Annotated in this window: 18 protein-coding genes; 7 read left to right on the top strand and 11 right to left on the bottom strand. The window is 66.9% G+C overall.

The features are described from left to right. The first annotated feature begins 564 nt into the window (after positions 1–564). The gene (gene leuS, locus A5784_RS16185; protein ID WP_197514772.1) at positions 565–3423 is read left to right on the top strand and encodes a leucine--tRNA ligase; all 2859 of its coding nucleotides are present in this window, start codon (positions 565–567) and stop codon (positions 3421–3423) included. Here the strand turns inward: leuS and A5784_RS16180 are convergent. Together A5784_RS16180 and A5784_RS16175 are read right to left on the bottom strand one after the other, a co-directional pair. After that, positions 3407–4039 (bottom strand): maleylpyruvate isomerase family mycothiol-dependent enzyme, encoded by a 633-nt coding sequence (locus A5784_RS16180; RefSeq protein WP_064945932.1) that lies wholly within the window; start codon positions 4037–4039, stop codon positions 3407–3409. The two genes, leuS and A5784_RS16180, sit on opposite strands and share 17 nt — an antisense overlap. Beyond that, positions 4039–4704, bottom strand: coding sequence for an SDR family oxidoreductase (locus tag A5784_RS16175; protein WP_064945924.1), 666 nt, complete (start codon positions 4702–4704; stop codon positions 4039–4041). Before A5784_RS16175 ends, A5784_RS16180 begins: the two co-directional genes overlap by 1 nt. Before the next feature lie 75 nt (positions 4705–4779). On the opposite strand from A5784_RS16175, the gene ggh reads away from it, so the two are divergent. Beyond that, positions 4780–6120: a glucosylglycerate hydrolase gene (gene ggh / locus A5784_RS16170; RefSeq protein WP_064945923.1), complete on the top strand. Its 1341-nt coding sequence runs from the start codon at positions 4780–4782 to the stop codon at positions 6118–6120. 6 nt (positions 6121–6126) lie between these two features. Here the strand turns inward: ggh and A5784_RS16165 are convergent, their stop codons facing one another. The 8 genes from A5784_RS16165 to A5784_RS16130 all read right to left on the bottom strand — a co-directional run bounded on the left by A5784_RS16165 (position 6127) and on the right by A5784_RS16130 (position 13696). Then, on the bottom strand, positions 6127–6660 hold the full coding sequence (locus A5784_RS16165) for a MarR family winged helix-turn-helix transcriptional regulator (RefSeq protein WP_064945922.1): 534 nt from the start codon (positions 6658–6660) through the stop codon (positions 6127–6129). A 94-nt stretch (positions 6661–6754) separates the two neighbouring features. After that, positions 6755–7492, bottom strand: a complete 738-nt coding sequence (locus A5784_RS16160) for an amino acid ABC transporter ATP-binding protein (protein ID WP_064945921.1) — start codon at positions 7490–7492, stop codon at positions 6755–6757. Continuing rightward, on the bottom strand, positions 7492–9261 hold the full coding sequence (locus A5784_RS16155) for an ABC transporter substrate-binding protein/permease (RefSeq protein ID WP_064945920.1): 1770 nt from the start codon (positions 9259–9261) through the stop codon (positions 7492–7494). The genes A5784_RS16160 and A5784_RS16155 overlap by 1 nt, the downstream gene beginning before the upstream one ends. A gap of 44 nt (positions 9262–9305) precedes the next feature. Continuing rightward, positions 9306–9971 carry a GntR family transcriptional regulator gene (locus tag A5784_RS16150; protein ID WP_064945919.1) on the bottom strand — a complete coding sequence of 222 codons (666 nt, stop codon included), beginning with the start codon at positions 9969–9971 and terminating at the stop codon, positions 9306–9308. A gap of 96 nt (positions 9972–10067) precedes the next feature. Continuing rightward, the gene (locus tag A5784_RS16145) at positions 10068–10865 is read right to left on the bottom strand and encodes an LLM class F420-dependent oxidoreductase (protein WP_064945918.1); all 798 of its coding nucleotides are present in this window, start codon (positions 10863–10865) and stop codon (positions 10068–10070) included. Between the two features lie 120 nt (positions 10866–10985). Next, positions 10986–12065 (bottom strand): inositol-3-phosphate synthase, encoded by a 1080-nt coding sequence (locus A5784_RS16140; RefSeq protein ID WP_064945917.1) that lies wholly within the window; start codon positions 12063–12065, stop codon positions 10986–10988. 49 nt (positions 12066–12114) lie between these two features. Next, on the bottom strand, positions 12115–12660 hold the full coding sequence (locus A5784_RS16135) for a PadR family transcriptional regulator (RefSeq protein WP_064945930.1): 546 nt from the start codon (positions 12658–12660) through the stop codon (positions 12115–12117). A gap of 184 nt (positions 12661–12844) precedes the next feature. Then, positions 12845–13696, bottom strand: coding sequence for a DUF1707 SHOCT-like domain-containing protein (locus A5784_RS16130; protein WP_064945916.1), 852 nt, complete (start codon positions 13694–13696; stop codon positions 12845–12847). A 103-nt stretch (positions 13697–13799) separates the two neighbouring features. Here A5784_RS16130 and A5784_RS16125 point away from each other — a divergent pair, with 103 nt between their 5' ends. From A5784_RS16125 to A5784_RS16115, 3 genes are all read left to right on the top strand, one after another. Continuing rightward, on the top strand, positions 13800–14231 hold the full coding sequence (locus A5784_RS16125; protein WP_064945915.1) for a DUF5318 domain-containing protein: 432 nt from the start codon (positions 13800–13802) through the stop codon (positions 14229–14231). Positions 14232–14328: 97 nt separating this feature from the next. Then, positions 14329–16665, top strand: a complete 2337-nt coding sequence (locus A5784_RS16120; protein ID WP_064945914.1) for a transglycosylase domain-containing protein — start codon at positions 14329–14331, stop codon at positions 16663–16665. Then, entirely contained in the window at positions 16662–18299 is a 1638-nt protein-coding gene (locus A5784_RS16115; protein WP_064945913.1) for a glycosyltransferase family 87 protein, read from the top strand. Before A5784_RS16120 ends, A5784_RS16115 begins: the two co-directional genes overlap by 4 nt. On the opposite strand, the gene A5784_RS16110 is transcribed toward A5784_RS16115, so the two are convergent. Further along, positions 18290–18961, bottom strand: coding sequence for a hypothetical protein (locus tag A5784_RS16110; protein ID WP_082944880.1), 672 nt, complete (start codon positions 18959–18961; stop codon positions 18290–18292). The genes A5784_RS16115 and A5784_RS16110 overlap by 10 nt on opposite strands. A gap of 156 nt (positions 18962–19117) precedes the next feature. On the opposite strand from A5784_RS16110, the gene rpsF reads away from it, so the two are divergent. Continuing rightward, on the top strand, positions 19118–19408 hold the full coding sequence (gene rpsF / locus A5784_RS16105; protein WP_029371044.1) for a 30S ribosomal protein S6: 291 nt from the start codon (positions 19118–19120) through the stop codon (positions 19406–19408). Between the two features lie 71 nt (positions 19409–19479). Further along, on the top strand, positions 19480–20004 hold the full coding sequence (locus A5784_RS16100; protein WP_064945912.1) for a single-stranded DNA-binding protein: 525 nt from the start codon (positions 19480–19482) through the stop codon (positions 20002–20004). The last annotated feature ends 28 nt before the right edge of the window (positions 20005–20032 follow it).

The following is a 20032-nucleotide window of genomic DNA, read 5'->3' as shown; positions in this document are numbered from 1 at the left end:
CCCCCCCCCCCCCCCCCCCTTTTTTTTTTCACCCAGAAGACGCAATCCGCGATGCAGCGTAGTCTCGTGGGCTCGGAGATGTGTATAAGAGACAGGGCCGGGCCTGGAGCGGGAGGTAGCGGGAGGAGTGGCTCGGCAGAGGCAGTCTGACCCGCCACGCCGATGACACCGGCCATCCCCACGGCCAGTCCAGCTGCCAGAACCCGCCAACGGCGGGTAATCTCGATCATTCCTCGGTCCTTCCAAAGGTGGGGCGGATGCTGCCCTTCCCTGCGTAGGCGCCGACTGTATCCACCGGGGACGCTTTGCCACCAGGCACTCAACCGACCTGGAATCAACCCCTGACACGGCTGCGACGGAACCGATACCAAGCTGTGCCCTCAGGCGTGCACGGATGGCTGGTGAGCTGGCATTTCGGTCCCGCAGCGGTCGCCTTATACCCTGTTGGGCGTGACCGAACCCGCAACCACCCAGCCAGGCGCGGATACCGCGCGCCCAGGCGAAGGCGATTTGTCCTCCTCGCGTGCGGGCGGCGACTTGTCCTCCTCGCGTGCGGGCGGCGACTTGTCCTCCTCGCGTGCGGGCGGCGACTTGTCCTCCTCACGTGCGGGCGATACCCCGGGGCACCGCTACACCGCGGAACTGGCCGGGGAGATCGAGCAATCGTGGCAGCAGAGCTGGACGGAGCTGGGTACCTTTAATGTCGCCAACCCGGTCGGCACGCTGGCGCCGACGGACGGCTCGGCCGTCCCCGTCGACAAGATGTTCGTGCAGGACATGTTCCCGTATCCGTCGGGTGAGGGTCTGCACGTCGGCCATCCGCTGGGCTACATCGCCACCGACGTCTACGCCAGGTACTACCGGATGACGGGTCGTAACGTTCTGCATGCGTTGGGCTTCGACGCGTTCGGGTTGCCGGCCGAGCAGTATGCGGTGCAGACGGGCACGCACCCGCGGACCCGCACCGAGGCCAATATCGTCAACTTCCGGCGTCAGCTGGGCCGGCTGGGCCTGGGCCATGACACCCGCCGCAGCTTCGCCACCACCGACGTCGACTTCTACAAGTGGACCCAGTGGATCTTCCTGCAGATCTACAACGCCTGGTTCGACCCGGAGCAGAACAAGGCCCGGCCCATCGCGGAGCTGGAGGCCGAGTTTGCCTCGGGTGCACGTGTTCTCGACGACGGCCGGCAGTGGGCACAGCTGACCGGGGCCGAGCGCGCCACGGTCATCGATTCGTATCGCCTGGTGTACCGCGCCGATTCGATGGTCAACTGGTGCCCGGGCCTCGGCACTGTGCTGGCCAACGAGGAGGTCACCTCCGACGGCCGCAGTGACCGCGGCAATTTCCCGGTGTTCCGTAAGCGGTTGCGGCAGTGGATGATGCGGATCACCGCGTACTCCGACCGGTTGCTCGAGGATCTCGAGGTGCTGGATTGGCCGGACAAGGTCAAGACCATGCAGCGCAACTGGATCGGTCGCTCCACCGGCGCGCAGGTGCACTTCGCGACCGACGCGGGTGACGTCGAGGTGTTCACCACCCGTCCGGACACCCTGTTCGGCGCCACCTATCTGGTGTTGGCGCCTGAGCATCCGCTGGTCGAAAAGCTGACCGCGGCATCCTGGCCTGACGGCGTCGATCGCCGGTGGACCTACGGGGCCGAAACCCCGGCGGCAGCCGTCGCCGAGTACCGCGCGGCGATCGCGGCGAAGTCGGATCTCGAACGCCAGGAGAACAAGACCAAAACCGGTGTGTTCCTTGGTGCTTACGCCACCAACCCGGTCAACGATCACAAGATCCCGATCTTCATCGCCGACTACGTGCTGATCGGCTACGGCACCGGGGCCATCATGGCGGTGCCCGGCGGCGATCAGCGCGACTGGGACTTCGCCACCGAGTTCGGTCTGCCCATCGTGGAAGTGGTTGCCGGAGGCGATATTTCGGTGTCCGCCTACACCGGCGATGGCACGATGGTGAACTCCGACTACCTCGACGGGTTGGACATCGAGGCGGCCAAGGCCACCATCATCGAGCACCTCGAGGCCGCGGGCCGCGGGCAGCGCCGCATCGAATACAAGTTGCGGGACTGGCTGTTCGCCCGGCAGCGGTACTGGGGCGAGCCGTTCCCGATCGTCTACGACGCTGACGGTCAGGCCCACCCGCTGCCGGAATCCGCTCTGCCGGTGGAACTTCCGGATGTACCCGACTATTCGCCGGTGCTGTTCGACCCGGACGACGCGAGCAGTGAGCCGTCCCCGCCGTTGAACAAGGCGACCGAGTGGGTGCATGTCGAGCTGGATCTCGGCGACGGCCTGCAGAGCTACACGCGCGACACCAACGTGATGCCGCAGTGGGCAGGCAGCTCGTGGTACGAGCTGCGCTACGCCGACCCGCACAACTCGGAAGAGTTCTGCGACAAGGTCAACGAGGCCTACTGGATGGGTCCGCGTCCCGAGCTGCACGGCCCCGACGATCCCGGTGGGGTGGATCTGTACGTAGGCGGTGTCGAGCATGCGGTGCTGCACCTGCTGTACTCGCGGTTCTGGCACAAGGTGCTCTACGACTTGGGCTACGTGACGTCGCGCGAGCCGTATCGGCGTCTGGTCAACCAGGGCTACATCCAGGCGTTCGCCTACACCGACTCCCGGGGCAGCTACGTGCCTGCCGCCGAGGTCGTCGAGCGGGACGGCAAGTTCTACTACGAGGACAACGAGGTCAATCAGGAGTTCGGCAAGATCGGCAAGAGCCTGAAGAACTCGGTCTCGCCGGACGAGATCTGCGACGAGTACGGCGCGGATACCCTGCGCGTGTACGAGATGTCGATGGGTCCGCTGGAGGCGTCGCGGCCGTGGGCCACCAAGGATGTCGTCGGTTCCCATCGCTTCCTGCAGCGGGTCTGGCGTGCGGTGATCGACGAGACCACCGGCACCGAACGTGCCGCCGAGCATGAGGCGCTGGACGACGCGACGCTGCGGATCCTGCATCGGACCATCGCCGGGGTGACGGAAGACTATGCGGCACTGCGCAACAACACCGCCGTCGCCAAGCTGATCGAGTACACCAACCACCTCACCAAGGAGGGCGTGTCGTCCCGCGATGCGCTCGAGCCGCTGGTGTTGATGCTTGCGCCACTGGCGCCGCACCTGGCCGAGGAGCTGTGGAAGCGGCTGGGGCACGACACCTCGCTGGCCCACGGACCGTTCCCGGTCGCCGACCCGGCCTACCTGGTCGACGACACCGTCGAGATGCCCGTTCAGGTCAACGGCAAGGTGCGTGGCAAGGTCACCGTCGCGGCCGACGCGGACAAGGCGGCGCTGGAGGCTGCGGCCCTGGCCGATGAGAAGGTGCAGGCGTTCCTCGACGGCAAGACACCCAAGAAGGTCATCGTCGTGCCCGGGCGGCTGGTCAACCTCGTCGTCTGAGCTCTGCGCAGCCCGGGCCGGTGAGCTCGTCGGCCACCGCGCCGGCCCGGCCGGTCATCGCCAGCAGCAGCGCTTCGCCGGGTCCGCGGAGTTCGGCACCGACGCCGGCTGACCAGTCGGTATCGGTCGCGATCAGGCGCAGCCCGCGGGTGCGCTGTGCTCCGCCGATGACGGGGCTGATCCGCGCGTAGCTCAGCGCCGCGCGCAAGCGGTCGGCCGGGATGATCCGCGGCAGGCCGAGGGGTCGGCGGATGTCCTGCTGGTGGATCAGGCATTCGATGAGGGCCACGCGACCGCGGTACAGGGCGGCAGCTCCGGACGGCTCGACGCCGGCGCGCATCTGCCTCATCAGCTCCTCAGGCGTGGCGTCGGCGTGCTTGGCAAGTCCGCACGCGTTGAGCCTGTCGATGTCCCCGCGGGCACGGATCATCTTGGCGGCCAGTTCGATTCGGCTCTGGCCGAGGTAGGCGACGGTGTGCGCGACGACGTCACGCACCGTCCAGCCCCGACACAGGCTCGGGGCGTCCCACTGCTGCGGGGTCAAATCCTGGAGCAGAGCCACGAACTCCGACCGTTCCGCGCGGGCCAGCGCGTGGACGCTCGGGTATCGCGGCATCACCCGGGCCGCACCACGATTTCGTGCACATGTCCGTCGGGTGGGGTGGTGACGGCCGTGGCGACGAGGCCCGCGACGGTTTCCGGGCGCAGAAAGTGGTCGGGGTGATACTCGCGTTCCTCGTATGCGACGAGATCGCGTTGCATGTCGGAGTCGGTCCGCCCGGGGAAGATCGACGTCACGCGCAGGGTCGGCTCGTCATCGCGCAGCGAGTCGGCGAACGCGCGCAGCGCGAACTTGCTCGCCGAGTACGATGCCATGCCGGGCGAAACCTTTTGTCCAGCACCGGAATTGATGAACACCACGTGTCCGCGGGCCGCCCGCAGGGCGGGCAGCAGCGCGAGCGTCAGCGCCACGGCGCCGGTGACGTTGATCTCGAAGCTGGCCCGCCACTCCTCGGCCGATGACTCGCCGACCCGGCCGGGATAGAGCACGCCGGCGTTGTGCACCAGCACATCGAGCTCGTCGAGCACTTCGGAGCTGGCCTCGATCGAATCCTGGTCGGTCAGGTCCAGGGGCCAGGTAGGCGCGCCGAGGCGCTCGGCCAGTGCATCGAGCCGGGCTGACGGCCGGCCGGCCAGCAGCAGGGTATGGGTGGGTGCGAGAGCAGCGGCGATGGCTGAGCCGATGCCGCCGCCGGCCCCGGTGATCAACGCGGTGGGCACGTTCGCAACTCTACTGAGACCACCCGGGGAGCACCGAGCCTGCGAGTTTCGCGCGCGCGTCGCATGATGGTACGGATGCCACCGGATCCCAGCTTCGCCCCCACGCAGCTCGCCGCCCGCGCCGCCTATCTGCTGCGCGGCAACGACCTCGGCGTGATGACCACGGCTGCACCCCTGCTGTATCCGCACATGTGGAGCTGGGATGCTGCTTTCGTCGCGATCGGGCTGGCCCCGTTGAGCGTCGAGCGAGCCGTGGTGGAACTGGACACCCTGCTCTCGGCGCAGTGGCACAACGGGATGATCCCGCACATCGTCTTCGCCAACGGCGTCGACGGTTACTTCCCGGGCCCGGCGCGGTGGGCCACGTCGGCGCTGGCGGCCAATGCGCCCCGCACCCGCCATACGTCCGGGATCACCCAGCCGCCCGTGCACGCCATCGCGGTGCAGCGCATCCTGGACAACGCCCGCACCCGCGGCCGGTCGACCCGGGCGCTGGCGGCGTCGTTCCTGGACCGGCGTTGGGACGACCTGGTGCGCTGGCACCGCTGGTTGGCCGAGTGCCGCGACCAGAACGGACGTGGCCGGATCACGCTGTACCACGGCTGGGAGTCCGGGATGGACAACTCGCCGCGGTGGGACAGCGCCTACGCCAACGTGGTTCCCGGCACCGTGCCGGAGTACCAGCGTGAGGACAACACGATCGTCACCGACGCCAGCCAACGGCCGTCGGACCTCGAGTACGACCGCTATCTGTGGCTGCTCGAGGAGATGAAATCGGTGCGCTACGAAGACCATCTGCTGCCCAAGGTGATGAGCTTCGCGGTCGAGGATGTGTTCGTCTCGGCAATCTTCTCGGTGGCGTGTCAAGTGCTCGCCGAGATCGGTGAAGACTACAAGCGTCCCAACGCCGACGTGCGCGATCTCTACGCGTGGGCCGACCGGTTCCGTGCCGGCGTGGTGGAGACCACCGACGAACGCACCGGTGCGGCAAGGGATTACGACCTACGGACCAAGAAGTGGGTGGCCACCGAAACCGTCGCGCAGTTCGCGCCGCTGCTGTGCGGGGGGCTGCCGCATCAGCGGGAGCGGGCGCTGCTGCGACTACTGGAAGGGCCGCGCTTCTGCGGGCATCCGGACCTGCGTTACGCGTTGATCCCGTCGACGTCGCCCGTGTCGCGCGACTTCCGGCCCAGGGAATATTGGCGCGGGCCGGTGTGGCCGCTGGTGACGTGGCTGTTCTCGTGGTGTTTCGCCCGGCGGGGATGGGCCGAGCGGGCAGCGGCGCTGCGCCGGGAGGGGCTGCGGCAGGCCAGCGACGGCACGTTCGCCGAGTACTACGAGCCTTTCACCGGGGAGCCGTTGGGCAGCATGCAACAGTCGTGGACCGCGGCGGCGGTGCTCGACTGGTTGGGCTGAGCGGGCTCAGCCGCAGCCGGGGCAGTCCGAATTTGCTGCGGTGTCGGCGTTGTCGGTGAGCTCGGCGGTATGCGAGCCGCCCTGGTCCTCGGGGTCCTGTCCGGCCAGCCGCTCCAGCGGAGCGAGTGCCTTGGCCAGGGTTTCCAGATCCTCACTGCTGAGCCGGGCGAGCCGGGTCGCGAGGTCCGCGCGGCGCGCCGCGAGGGATTCCCGGTGCTGCACGAGGCCGCGCGGCGTGACGTCGACGAGAACGGCCCGCAGGTCCGACGGGTCGCGCGAGCGTTTGACCAGGCCGAGTTTCTCCAGTCGGCGGATGGCGACGGTCGTGGTGGGGGTGCGCACCCGCTCGCGGGCGGCGAGTTCGGTCATGCGGATCGGGCCCTGATCCAGCAGGGTCAGCAGGATGGACAGCTGAGCCAGCGTGAGCTCACCGGCCGTGCCCTTGTGCGTGTCTCCGCGGCGCAGCACCGAGAAAACCTTGGAGAGCACCCGCTGCAGTTCCCCTGCCAGCTCGGTGACCTGGGATTCGGTCTCCACCATAGTTCGCTAGTCTAACCTGTCTGGTCCTGACGCGACGCCAGCTTGCGAGGTTTGCCAAACTCGCGCGTCAATTCACAGGTGCCGCTTCTGCCCCTCACAGCACCTGGGACAGAAACCGTCGCAACCGGTCGGTCTCGGCCGCTTCGAAGATGTGTTCAGGGCCGCCCGACTCGACGACCGCGCCGTGATCCATGAACACCACGGTGTCCGCCGTCGACCGGGCGAAACCCATCTCGTGGGTGACCGCCACGATGGTCATGCCGTCGGAGGCCAGGTCCGCCATCAAGGCCAGGATGCCCTTGACCAGTTCAGGATCCAGCGCCGAGGTGGCCTCGTCGAAGAACATCACCTGCGGCGCCATGGCCAGCGCCCGCGCGATGGCTACGCGCTGTTGCTGACCGCCCGAGAGCGTGGCGGGCCGGACATCGGCCTTGTGCCGCAAGCCGACTCGGTCCAGCTGGGCCAGCCCCAGCTCGCGGGCCGCGTCGGTGTCGAGGCCCTTGAGCTTGCGCGGACCCAGTGTCACGTTGTCGAGGACGCTGCGGTGTGGGAACAGGTTGAACTGTTGGAACACCATGCCGATACGTTGGCGCAGCTGGTCGGGATTGTCGGTCAGTACGGAACGCCCGTCGAGCAGGATGTCGCCCGCGTCGGGCTCGTAGAGCCGGTTCAGGGTGCGCAGCAACGTGGATTTGCCGGAGCCGGACGGCCCGATGATGGCGGTGGTGGTACCGGCAGGCACATCCAGGTCCACCCCGCGCAGCACCGCGTTCGGGCCGAAGGAAAGTTTGATTCCCTTGGCGGTCAACGAGACTGGTTCAGAAGCCGGCATCAGATCATCTCCTGCGGGACGGCCGCCACGGGGTCTTCCTCGGTCACTGGCCTGCCGCGACGCAGCCGGTTGTCGACGTAGTTGACCAGGTGGGTCAGTGGGATGGTCAGCAGCAGGTAGAACAACCCGGCCGCCACCAGCGGGGACAGGTTGCCGGTCTGCGCGTTGAGGTCGCGGCCCACCTGGAACAGCTCGCGCTGGCTGGCCACCAGACCCAGGAAGTACACCAGCGACGAGGCTTTCAGCAGGGAGATGAACTGGTTCATCAGCGCGGGCAACACGCGCCGCACACCCTGCGGGATCACCACGAGCCGCATCGACGCGGTGTAGCTGAAGCCCAGTGCGCGAGAGGCTTCCAGCTGTCCGGCTTCTACGCTCTGGATGCCCGACCGGAAGATCTCCCCGATATAGGCCGCGGCCATCAAGCCGAGTGCGGCGATGCCTAGCGGGTAGGGGTTGTTGCCGGTGAGTGAGCCGACCACCGGCCCGATGCCCAGGCCGATCAGCAGGATGATCACCACTTCGGGCAGCCCGCGGAAGATGTCGGTGTAGACGCGGGCCGGCCAGCGCAGCCATCGTGATCGTGAGATGCCTGCGACCGCCAGACCCATTCCGAGTACCAGCCCGATGATGCTGGCGCAGATCGTGAGGATGACGGTGTTGGGCAGGCCGGTCTTGAACAGGATGGGGATCGCGTGCTTGTAGAGGTCCCAGTCCAGGAATGAGTCAGCCAGCTGTGACAGCGTGGATTTCGGTGCCACGGCACCGTTGTCGGCGGGTTTCTCGCGGGCGGCGGCGATCGCGCTGAAGTCGGGCAGTTGCGGCACCGGCGCGGCCTTCGAGCCGGGCTTCCACCCTGGCGGCAGCGCACGCGGCACCCAGTCCGAATACAGCCGGGCCCAGGTGCCGTCGGCGATCACCGCGTCGAGCCCGGAGTTCAGTGCGTCGATCAGTGGCCGGTTCTCCTTGGCCACCGCCCACGCGACGAAATTGTCCAAGCTGAAGGTGTTTTCGACGATCTTGGCGGGGTCGCCGGGCTGGACGGTGCCTGAGGCCTGTTGGGACGGCGCGACCCAGGCGTCGATCTGGCGGGTTTTGAGGCTCGCGTAGACGGTCGCGTAATCGGGGAACTTCACCGGTTCCAGGTGCAGGGTGTCGACGACGTAGGCCTCCTGCACGGTGCCCTGCACGACGCCGATGCGCTGTCCCGCTGCGAGCTTGCCGAACCCGGTGATCGGCGAGCCCGTCGGCACCACGAGCGAGAAGTAGCCGAAGTCGTACCCGTTGGTGAATCCGACAGTGCGCCTGCGGGCGTCGGTCGTGGTGATCGAGGATGACGCCACGTCGAACCGGCGCGCCGTGGTCTGCGCCAGCAGCCCCGAGAACTCGGTGCCGACGAAGTTGATCTTCAGGCCCAGCTTGTCGGCCACGGCCCGCAGCAGTTCGTTGTCGAAACCGGTGAACTGGCCGCTGGCATTGATGCAGATGCTGGGCGGGGCGTCCGAGAGGGTGCCGACGGTCAGCACGCCGGGCGTGCCCAACCCGAGACTGTCCAGTTTGACGGTGTCGAGCGGCTGCACCGTCGGGGTCGTGTATTTGTCGGCGCCCGGACCCGTTGCGGCGGCCGCCAAGTTGGTCGGCAGCGCACTGGCACTGTTGATTCCGGGCGGCGCGCACTGGTCGGTGTCGGCGCGGGCCGGACCTGCCAGCGTCAACCCCATGACCATCAGGATCGATGCCATCAGCGCCGGTAGCCGTCTGATGCTCATCGTTGCAACCTAGTGGTCACGCCCGCAGCAGTGCTGGGTTCTGCTCAAGGCGACCGCAAGTCGCCGAACACCCCGCGGCGGGTCAACTCGGAGATCATGATCTGCGCCATCTGGTTGGCCCGCTGCACGCAGGCGGTCTGGGCGGCCTGCGGATCCCGGGCGTGGATGGCCGCGGTTTCGTTCTCGTAGCTCTCCAGGAAGTCGGTCTTGGCCCGCGGGTAGCCCACCCAGAACTCGATGGGCGCAAAGCTTTTGCCTGCGCGGATGGCGGCCTGCAGCCGCGGCCCGGCGTACTCGTCGTTGATCGCGTCGCGGTAGAGCCAGCAGGCTTCCTGAAACGCCCGGGTGTCCTTGGCTGTACGCATGATGCGCAGGGTGTCGTCGAGCTGCGCAAGGATCCGCGGGGTGGGGTTGGTGGCGCAGCGCGCCGAGGCGATGCCGTTGAGGATGCCGTACAGCTCGTGGTGCTCGGCCACGGTGGCCTCGTCGAACCGGGATACGAAGGCGCCGCGGTGATACCGCGTGGACAGGATGCCGTCGTGCTCCAGTTGCACGACGGCTTCCTGGATGGGGACGCGGCTCAGGCCGAGATCACGCACGATTTCGTTGCGGTCGATCCGGTCGCCGGTGCGCAACTTGCCGGTCATCACCAGGTTGATGATGTGGGTCACCACCTGGTCTTTTTCCTTCACCCCGTACTTCTTCGGCACCCGGTGAGCCCCCTTCTGTGACACCGATGCGCAGAGTGTCGCATGCGATGGGCGGCACAGCGATATTTGTCGTACCTATGGACGACGGAATTCGTATCAGCCGCCGTTGCGGCCGTCCCGCCAGCGAACCAACGCCTCGGCCGAGCTCAGATCGTAATCAGGGCCGTTGACGCCGATGGTCACGATCGTGACGCCGAGGTCGGCGAGTGCATCGGCCTCGGCGAGCATGGCGTCGATCCCGCCGTCGTCCTGCACGCCGGCCGACCGCACGATGGTTTCGGGATCGCGCCCGACGCTCGCGCAGTGCTCGCCGAGCACCTGCGCCTTGCCCGGATAGGTGGTGCGGTCGACGAACGCGTGCCACATGTCGGCATGCTCGGCGACCAGGCGCAGGGTCTTGCGCTCGCCCTGCCCGCCGATCAGGATCGGGATGTCGCGCGTGGGGGCCGGGTTGAGCTTGGCCAGGCGGGCCCGGATCCGCGGGAGTGCGGCAGTCAGATCGTCGAGGCGGCTGCCCGCCGTGCCGAAGTCGTAGCCGTACTCGTCGTAATCCTTTTGCTTCCAACCTGATCCGATGCCGAGGATCAGCCGTCCGGCGCTGATGTGGTCGACGGTGCGCGCCATGTCGGCGAGCAGTTCGGGGTTGCGATACGAGTTGCAGCTCACCAGTGCGCCGATCTCGATGCGCGAGGTCTGCTCGGCCCACGCGCCGAGCATCGTCCAGCATTCGTAGTGCGCACCGTCGGGATCGCCGTAGAGCGGGAAGAAGTGATCCCAGTTGAACGCGATGTCGATGCCGATGTCCTCGCAGCGACGGACCGCGTCGCGGATGTAGTCGTAGGTGGGGGAGTGCTGCGGCTGCAGCTGGACGCCGATACGAATGGGTGAGGTCATCGCTTCACGTTAACGATTCGGGCGGGCCGGTGCCCTAACAGCTCTCTACGTGAAAACGACTCTGCGCCCAGGGCGTAGATGTGCGAGAGGCACACGCCCTGGGCGCAGAGTCAACGAGAATCAGCCTTCGATGAAGGTCTCCAGCTGCGCGCGGGCGACATCGTCCGGCAGCTGCTTGGGCGGGCTCTTCATCAGGTAGGCCGAGGCCGCCTCGACGGGGCCACCGATGCCGCGGTCCTTCGCGATCTTGGCGGCACGCACCGCGTCGATGATGACGCCTGCCGAGTTCGGCGAGTCCCACACCTCGAGCTTGTACTCCAGGTTCAGCGGCACGTCACCGAAGGCGCGGCCCTCCAGGCGCACGTAGGCCCACTTGCGGTCGTCGAGCCAGCCGACGTGGTCGGACGGGCCGATGTGCACGTCCTTGGTCTTGAACTCGCGCTGCAGGTTGCTGGTGACGGCCTGGGTCTTGGAGATCTTCTTGGACTCCAGGCGCTCACGCTCGAGCATGTTCAGGAAGTCCATGTTGCCGCCGACGTTGAGCTGCATCGTGCGGTCGAGCTGCACGCCACGATCCTCGAACAGCTTGGCCATCACGCGGTGGGTGATGGTGGCACCGACCTGGCTCTTGATGTCGTCGCCGATGATCGGGACACCGGCGTCGGCGAACTTCTTGGCCCACACGGGATCCGAGGCGATGAACACCGGCAGCGCGTTGACGAACGCGACACCCGCGTCGATGGCGCACTGGGCGTAGAACTTGTCGGCTTCTTCAGAGCCCACGGGCAGGTAGGACACCAGCACGTCGACCTTGGCGTCCTTGAGCGTCTTGACGACGTCGACCGGATCGGCATCGGACACCTCGATGGTGTCGGCGTAGTACTTGCCGATGCCGTCGAGGGTCGGGCCGCGCTGCACGATGACGTCACTCGGCGGCACGTCGGCGATCTTGATGGTGTTGTTCTCGGAGGCGAAGATCGCCTCGGCCAGGTCGAAACCGACCTTCTTGGCGTCCACGTCGAACGCGGCGACGAACTTCACGTCGCGGACGTGGTACGGGCCGAACTTCACGTGCATCAGCCCGGGCACGGTCGTGTTCTCGTCGGCGTTCTGGTAGTACTGCACGCCCTGCACCAGGGACGACGCGCAGTTACCGACGCCGACAATGGCGACCCGGATATCTCCTGCGTGCTCAGACATGGACGGTCTCCTTACTCAATTCGGTACTGCTCGGCTATAAGGGCTGCGCCTACGGGTTGTCTGGGCGGCTTTGACCCAGTCGTTCAGCCGCGATCAATTCGTTGAGCCATTTCACTTCGCGCTCGCTGGACTCCAGCCCCAACTGGTGGAGCTGACGGGTGTAGCGGTCGAACGAGCTGCTGGCCCGCGCCACGGCTTCGCGCAGACCTTCCCGGCGTTCCTCTACCTGACGACGGCGCCCCTCCAGAATCCGCATCCTGGCCTCTGCCGGGGTGCGGTTGAAGAAGGCGAGGTGTACCCCGAACCCGTCGTCGGAATAGTTCTGTGGGCCGGTATCAGCGACCAGCTCCGTGAACCGTTCCTTACCGGCGTCGGTGAGCTGATAAACCCGGCGCGCGCGGCGTACCTTGGTCGACCCGAGCGGCGCCGCATCCTCGACGATCAGCCCGTCGGTCTGCATGCGTCGCAGTGCCGGGTAGAGCGAACCGTACGAGAAGGCCCGGAAGGCGCCAAGTAGACCCGTCAAGCGTTTACGCAGCTCGTAGCCGTGCATGGGAGATTCGAGCAGAAGACCCAGGATGGCGAGCTCCAGCACCGAAATCACCCCCTCGACAGGACATGTGTCGATCGCTACGACGGATCAACACCTCGTGCAACTGTATCGCGCCGATATATTGCGTGACAAACGGATTGCCAAAGTTCGACGTTTGTCAGTTCGATCGGGCCCGACCTGGGGTTTCGACGCGGGACTTCGCTCAGCCCCGGTCAGCGGCGGTCGATCAGCTCTTGGGGTAGACCTCTTTGGGTGTGCCGTCGGGTGCCAGAACCATGTAGCCACCACCGAAATCACCACTGACGCGAATGGTGATGTTCAGCGCATCCGGCGTCGCAGGATCCTTCGACGGCGTGATCTCCACCCAGGTGTACTTCACGTCGGCCCGCGGCACGTTGAGGGATTCCGGGGCGCCGCGCAGCATGCCGATGATCGCGTCGAAGTTGAACTTGGCCAGGTCGACGAGGCGGTCCCCGTCACTCAGCGCGCTGGGCGGCGACGAGCTGGGGTCGCCCCAGCCGCCGCGGTAGTCGTATTCGATCTTGCGGCGGTTGTCGTTGGGGTCGGTGCGGTACAGCGACGCCCAGTCCTCGCGGATTTCCAACTCGTAGCCGGTGGTGTCGCCGAACTTCTTGCGCATCTGCTCGAAGAGCCCGTTGAACCCGCCGAGGGAGAGCAACTGACGTGGCGAGGTGAGCACCTTGGCGGGGACGCCGTCGGATTTGGCGCCCGGATCGGTGGTGAAGCTCAGCGGGGACGTGGTGTTGCCGTAGAGACCCCAGCCGATACCGATACCCAACAGCACCAGCACGACGGCCATCGCGACGCGCAGACCCCAGCCGGCGCGGGCCGTTCCCGGCAGCCGGCGCACCTGCGGTTCCTTCAGCGTCGGCAGCTGTACCGGGGCGTTGGAGTTCTGCAGATCCTCCACGAGGGTGGCCAGCTGCCCGAGCGTGGTCGCGTTGGTGGCCGCGCTGACCCGCTGGCGGTGCTCCTCCATCGACAGCTGACCTTCCTCCAAGGCGCTGTCGAGCACTTTGCAGGTGTCGTTGCGGTCGCTGTCCTTGGCCCGCGTCATGGCGCTTCGCGGGGAGGATTGCCTTGTTGCCACGCCGATGATCGTAGGAGCTGCAGCCACGGTCGCGCCTCGGTGGTGGGAGGGCCGACGTACTCTGGTCAACGTGCGATTGCAGAGACAGGTGGTGGATTACGCGCTTCGGCGGCGGTCCCTGCTGGCTGAGGTCTACTCGGGGCGCACCGGCGTCTCCGAGGTCTGCGACGCCAATCCGTACTTGCTGCGCGCCGCGAAGTTCCACGGAAAGACCAGTTCGGTGATGTGCCCGATCTGCCGTAAGGAACAGCTGACGCTGGTGTCGTGGGTATTCGGAGAACATCTGGGCCCGGTGTCGGGTTCCGCGCGCACGGCAGAGGAGCTTGTCCTTTTGGCGACGCGCTACGACGAGTTCGCAGTACACGTGGTGGAGGTATGCCGGACCTGCAGTTGGAACCATCTGGTCAAGTCGTATGTGCTCGGTACGCCCCGTCCACCGGCGGCGCGCAAGCCACGACGAACTTCCACCACGCGCAAGCCCGCGCGTACGGCCAGTGAATAGCGAAGAGGGCCAGCACCGGTCAGCCGACGACGTCCAGAACGCGGCTGGCCGCCTTGGTGCACGCGGACCTCGGGGCGCCCATCGGTCACGCTCGGCGGTGCCGCCGGATGATCGGCTGACCACTGTGCTGCCCCCGGTCCGCGACGGTGGTCCGGCCCCGATCGACGTCGTGCGCGCGGCTATGGACCGCACACCGCCACCCAAGTCGCCGCCACCTCCGCCCCCGCCGCCGGGTGGGCGCGGTCCGGGAGGGCCGTCCGAGCCTCCGGCGGGACCGCCGCAGCCGCGCAAGCAGTTCCGGATCAACTGGAAGTGGGTGCGGCGCGGGCTGGTCGCGGCCGTGGCGGTGATGGTGCTGCTGCCGCTGGTGACCTTCGGTATGGCCTACATGATCGTCGACGTCCCGCAGCCGGGCGACATCCGCACCAACCAGGTGTCGACCATCCTCGCCAGCGACGGCTCCGAGATCGCCAAGATCGTGCCGCCGGAAGGCAACCGCGTCGACGTCAACATCGATCAGATCCCGGTGCACGTCCGCAACGCGGTGATGGCCGCCGAGGACCGCGACTTCTACACCAACCCCGGGTTCTCGTTCACCGGCTTCCTGCGCGCCATCAAGAACAACCTGTTCGGCGGCGAACTGCAGGGCGGGTCGACCATCACCCAGCAGTACGTGAAGAACGCGCTGGTGGGTGACGAGCGCTCCGGGCTGGGCGGTCTCGTGCGCAAGGCCAAGGAGTTGGTCATCTCCACGAAGATGTCCAGCGAATGGTCCAAGGACGCCGTGATGCAGGCGTATCTGAACATGATCTATTTCGGTCGCGGGGCCTACGGGATCTCCGCGGCGTCCAAGGCGTACTTCAACAAGCCCGTGGAACAGCTCGACGTGGCCGAGGGTGCGCTGCTCGCGGCCCTGATCCAGCGGCCCTCGACGCTTGATCCCGCAGTTGACCCCGAAGGCGCCGCCGAGCGCTGGAACTGGGTGCTCGATGGCATGGTCGACATGGGCGCGTTGTCTCGCGACGACCGGGCCAAGCAGGTGTTCCCGCCGACGGTGTCGCGGGACCAGGCCACGCAGCAGAACCAGACCACCGGGCCCAACGGTCTGATCGAGCGGCAGGTCATGAAGGAGCTGATGGGCCTCTTCGACGTCAGCGAGCAGACCCTGAACACCGAAGGCCTGCAGATCACCACGACGATCGACCCGCAGGCGCAGCAGGCCGCCGAGAAGGCCGTCACCAAGTACATGGACGGGCAGGATCCGGACATGCGGGCCGCGGTGGTGTCGGTCGACCCGCATGACGGCGCCATCAAGGCCTACTACGGCGGTTCGGACGCCAACGGGTTCGACTTCGCCCAGGCGGGGTTGCCGACCGGTTCGTCGTTCAAGGTGTTCGCGCTGGTCGCCGCACTGCAGCAGGGCATCGGCCTGGGCTATCAGGTGGACAGCTCGCCGGTGACCGTCAACGGCATCAAGATCACCAACGTCGAGGGCGAGGGCTGCGGCGTCTGCTCCATCGCCGAGGCGCTCAAGCGTTCGCTCAACACCAGCTACTACCGGCTCATGCTGAAGCTCAAGAACGGGCCGGAAGATGTCGCCAAGGCCGCGCACGATGCGGGTGTCGCCGAGAGCTTCCCCGGGGTCGAGCACACGCTGTCCGAGGACGGCAAGGGCGGCCCGCCCAACAACGGCGTCGTGCTGGGTCAGTACCAGTCGCGGGTGCTCGACATGGCCTCGGCGTATGCCACGCTGGCCGCGTCGGGCGTCTACCACAAGCCGCACTTCGTGCAGAAGGTCGTCAACTCCTCAGGCCAGGTGCTGTTCGACGCCTCACAGCAGGACAACGGGGACCAGCGCATCGACAAGGCAGTAGCCGACAATGTCACCTCGGCGATGCAGCCCATCGCCGGATACTCGCGCGGGCACAACCTCGCGGGCGGACGTTCCTCGGCTGCCAAGACGGGCACCGTCCAGCTCGGCGACTCCGGGGCCAACCGGGACGCGTGGATGGTCGGCTACACGCCGTCGCTGTCCACGGCGGTCTGGGTCGGTACCACCGAAGGCGTCAAACCGCTGGTGAATCAGTGGGGTTCGCCCGTGTACGGCTCCGGCCTGCCGTCGGACATCTGGAAGTCGACCATGGACGGTGCCCTGCAGGGCACCGACAACGAGTCGTTCCCGAAGCCGACGGAGATCGGCGGCTACGCCGGTGTGCCGCAGGCGCCGCCGCCCCCGCCACCGGGGCAAAACGGGAACGGACCGCTGGGGCCCAATCCGACGATGCCGTCGGAGACCGTGATCCAGCCGACCATCGAAGTGGCACCGGGCATCACGATCCCGGTCGGCCCCCCGACGACCGTGCCGATCGCACCGGCGCAGCCGGCTGAGCCGGTTGTCCCCGGTGGTCCCGGCGCGCCCATGCCGCCTCCGTGACGGAACGGGAATTCGTTTCGCCGGCGCCGCTCGCGGGGGACACCCGAGAGGCGGACGACCGCGACCTACCCAGCCGCAATGACGTCCTGAGTCGTGCGCTGTCGTATCCGTTCGGCGGCCCGGTCGGCCGGCATGCGGTGATCGGGCGGGCGCGGTTCATGACGCCGTTGCGCGTGATGTTCATCATCGCGATGGTGTTCCTGGCGCTCGGCTACTCGACGAAGGCGGCCTGCCTGCAGACCACCGGTTCGGGCACCCCGGGCCAACGCGTCGCCAACTGGCAGAACAACCGGGCGTACTACGAGCTCTGCTACTCCGACACGGTCCCGCTCTACACCGCAGAGCTGTTGAACCTCGGCAAGTTCCCGTACAAGTCGAGCTGGCAGGAGAACGACTCGACGGGTAAGCAGCGCATGCAGTACGACGGCGAACCCGCTGTGCGCTACATGGAGTATCCGGTGCTCACCGGCATCTACCAGTACGTGTCGATGGCGCTGGCCAAGACGTACACGGCCGCCACGACGGTGATTGCGCTCCCGGTCATCGCCGAGGTGGTGATGTTCTTCAACATCGCCGCGTTCGGGTTGGCGTTGGCCTGGCTCACCACCATCTGGGCGACGGCGCGAATGGCGGGCCGCCGCATCTGGGATGCCGCGCTGGTGGCCGGTTCACCGATCTTGATCTTTCAGATCTTCACCAATTTCGACGCGTTGGCGACGGCCGCGGCGGCCGGGGCGATGCTGGCGTGGGCCCGCCGTAAACCCGCACTGGCCGGTGTTCTGATCGGGCTGGGAGTGGCGGCCAAGCTCTATCCGCTGCTGTTGCTGCTGCCGCTGGCGATGCTGGCGGTGCGCACCGGGCGGATGCGGCAGGTCGGCACGACCGCGCTGGCGGCGATCGGCACCTGGGTGCTGGTGAACCTGCCCATCATGGTGATGTTCCCGCGGGGGTGGTCGGAGTTCTTCCGGCTCAACACCCGACGTGGCGACGACATGGATTCGCTGTACAACGTGGTGAAGTCGTTCACGGGCTGGCGTGGGTTCGACCCGAATCTCGGGTTCTGGCAACCGCCGACGGTGACCAACGCGGTCACCGCGGTGCTATTCGCGGCGTGCCTGATCGTGATCGGCTACATCGCGCTCACCGCGCCGCAGCGGCCGCGGGTGGCGCAGTTGGCGTTTCTGGTGGTGACGGCATTCCTGCTGACCAACAAGGTGTGGAGTCCGCAGTTCTCGCTGTGGCTGGTGCCGCTCGCCGTCCTTGCCTTGCCGCACCGCCGAATCCTGTTGGCGTGGATGACGATTGACGCGTTGGTCTGGGTTCCGCGGATGCTCTATCTGTACGGGGAGGCCAACCGCGGGCTGCCCGAGCAGTGGTTCACCACGACGGTGCTGCTGCGCGACATCGCCGTGATGGGGCTGTGCGCGTTGGTGATCCGCCAGATCTACCGGCCCGAACTCGACCTCGTGCGCCACGGCGGCCGCATCGACGATCCGACCGGTGGGGTGTTCGACGGTGCTCCCGACAACCCGCCGCGCTGGTTGCCGGACTGGCTGCGGCCCGACCGTGACCGGGTGCGCGTGGAACCGGCGCCCGAACCGCAACCCGCCGAGAGCTCGTCAGCTCAGCCCTGAAACGGCGAATACGGCTGCGGTGCTACTGGATTCGGCTTCGACTGAATCCACGCGGTGGTGGCGGGCAGCAGGGCAAGCACCAGCGTGGCCACCGGGAAGATCAGACCCAGCACGGCGAAACCGCCGCCGCCGTAGTAGCCGTAGCGTGCAGTGACCGCCGCGCTCAGGCCCAGACTGATCAGGCTGCCCACGATGGTCAAGGCGCATCCCGCGACCACGAGCCAGCGACCGATCATCTTGCGCTGCAACAACATAATGGCGCCGGCCAACAGCACGACACCGACGACGACGCTGATCAGTACCGTGACGACCAGCAGTGCGGACACGCCGCCGGAGAGCTCCGAACTTCCGAAGGTCGAGTCGCTGTTGATCGCCGCCAGGCCGATCAGCCCGAAGATTCCGGCTCCGAGGTTGGCCAGGGCGCCCAGCCCGGCCAGCACACCCGCGGTGATGCCCGTGCCACCGCTCGGGGATGGAGGGGTCAGAGGCGGCATCCCGGGCGGTTGGTACCCCCCGCCGAACGCGGGCTGTTGCGGGTAGCCCTGTTGTTGTGGGTAGCCCGGTGGCGGGTAGCCCGGCTGCTGTGGGTACCCGGGCTGCTGCTGGTAGCCCGGCTGCTGCCCGGGAAACCCCTGACCGTAGGGCCCGTTGGGATAGCTCACAGATCCCCCGATCGTCGAAGTATGACGACCTCACCTTATAGCGATTTCACAGCTCAGGCGCATTTCGGGTAGCCTGGGCCGGTTGCCGACGCAGGCGACCCTCCTGCCACGGAATCCGCCGTGGCCGAAACGACCATAGGAGGTGATGAGGTTCTAATGCGTCCATACGAAATCATGGTCATTCTCGACCCCACACTTGACGAGCGCACCGTAGCTCCCTCGCTGGAGACGTTCCTGAACGTCGTCCGCAAGGATGGCGGTTCCGTCGACAAGGTTGACATCTGGGGCCGTCGCCGGCTGGCCTACGAGATCGCCAAGCATGCCGAAGGCATCTACGCCGTCGTTGACGTCAAGGCCGAGCCGGCCACCGTCTCCGAGCTCGACCGTCAGCTCAACCTGAACGAGTCCGTGCTGCGGACCAAGGTGCTGCGGACCGACAAGCACTAGGCGAACCGCCCCAGGCTGTCATTCGCGTTGCGTAGGCTCGCGCGAAACAAGCCCATCCTCAGGAGGATCTCGTGGCTGGTGACACCACCATCACCGTTATCGGAAACCTGACTGCCGACCCGGAGCTGCGTTTCACGCCGTCCGGTGCGGCCGTCGCCAACTTCACCGTGGCGTCGACACCGCGCACGTTCGACCGTCAGACCAATGAGTGGAAAGACGGCGAGGCGCTGTTCCTGCGCTGCAACATCTGGCGTGAGGCAGCCGAGAACGTGGCCGAGAGCCTCACCCGCGGTTCGCGGGTGATCGTTCAGGGCCGGCTGAAGCAGCGTTCCTTCGAGACCCGTGAGGGCGAGAAGCGCACCGTTGTGGAGCTCGAGGTCGACGAGATCGGCCCGTCTCTGCGCTACGCCACGGCCAAGGTCAACAAGGCCAGCCGCAGTGGCGGTGGGGGCGGCGGCTTCGGCGGTGGCGGTGGCGGCGGCTTCAGTGGTGGCGGCGGGGGAGGCTCCCGTCAGTCCGAGCCGAAAGACGATCCCTGGGGCAGCGCGCCCGCGTCGGGCTCCTTCAGCGGGGCTGACGACGAACCGCCCTTCTGATCAACATCGAAATTTTTGCAAGGAAGAG

The organism is Mycobacterium sp. 852013-50091_SCH5140682 (assembly GCF_001665685.1).
Classification (GTDB): domain Bacteria; phylum Actinomycetota; class Actinomycetes; order Mycobacteriales; family Mycobacteriaceae; genus Mycobacterium.
The sequence above is the reverse complement of the archived record's forward strand: the minus strand, read 5'-3'. Positions and strand labels throughout refer to the sequence as shown.

Coding starts and splice junctions, on each gene's coding strand:
- A5784_RS16180 (WP_064945932.1), bottom strand. CDS start 4,039: ATGCCGCGATACCCGAGCGTCCACGCGCTGGCCCGCGCGGAACGGTCG.
- ggh (WP_064945923.1), top strand. CDS start 4,780: ATGCCACCGGATCCCAGCTTCGCCCCCACGCAGCTCGCCGCCCGCGCC.
- A5784_RS16165 (WP_064945922.1), bottom strand. CDS start 6,660: ATGGTGGAGACCGAATCCCAGGTCACCGAGCTGGCAGGGGAACTGCAG.
- A5784_RS16160 (WP_064945921.1), bottom strand. CDS start 7,492: ATGCCGGCTTCTGAACCAGTCTCGTTGACCGCCAAGGGAATCAAACTT.
- A5784_RS16155 (WP_064945920.1), bottom strand. CDS start 9,261: ATGAGCATCAGACGGCTACCGGCGCTGATGGCATCGATCCTGATGGTC.
- A5784_RS16145 (WP_064945918.1), bottom strand. CDS start 10,865: ATGACCTCACCCATTCGTATCGGCGTCCAGCTGCAGCCGCAGCACTCC.
- A5784_RS16140 (WP_064945917.1), bottom strand. CDS start 12,065: ATGTCTGAGCACGCAGGAGATATCCGGGTCGCCATTGTCGGCGTCGGT.
- A5784_RS16130 (WP_064945916.1), bottom strand. CDS start 13,696: ATGACGCGGGCCAAGGACAGCGACCGCAACGACACCTGCAAAGTGCTC.
- rpsF (WP_029371044.1), top strand. CDS start 19,118: ATGCGTCCATACGAAATCATGGTCATTCTCGACCCCACACTTGACGAG.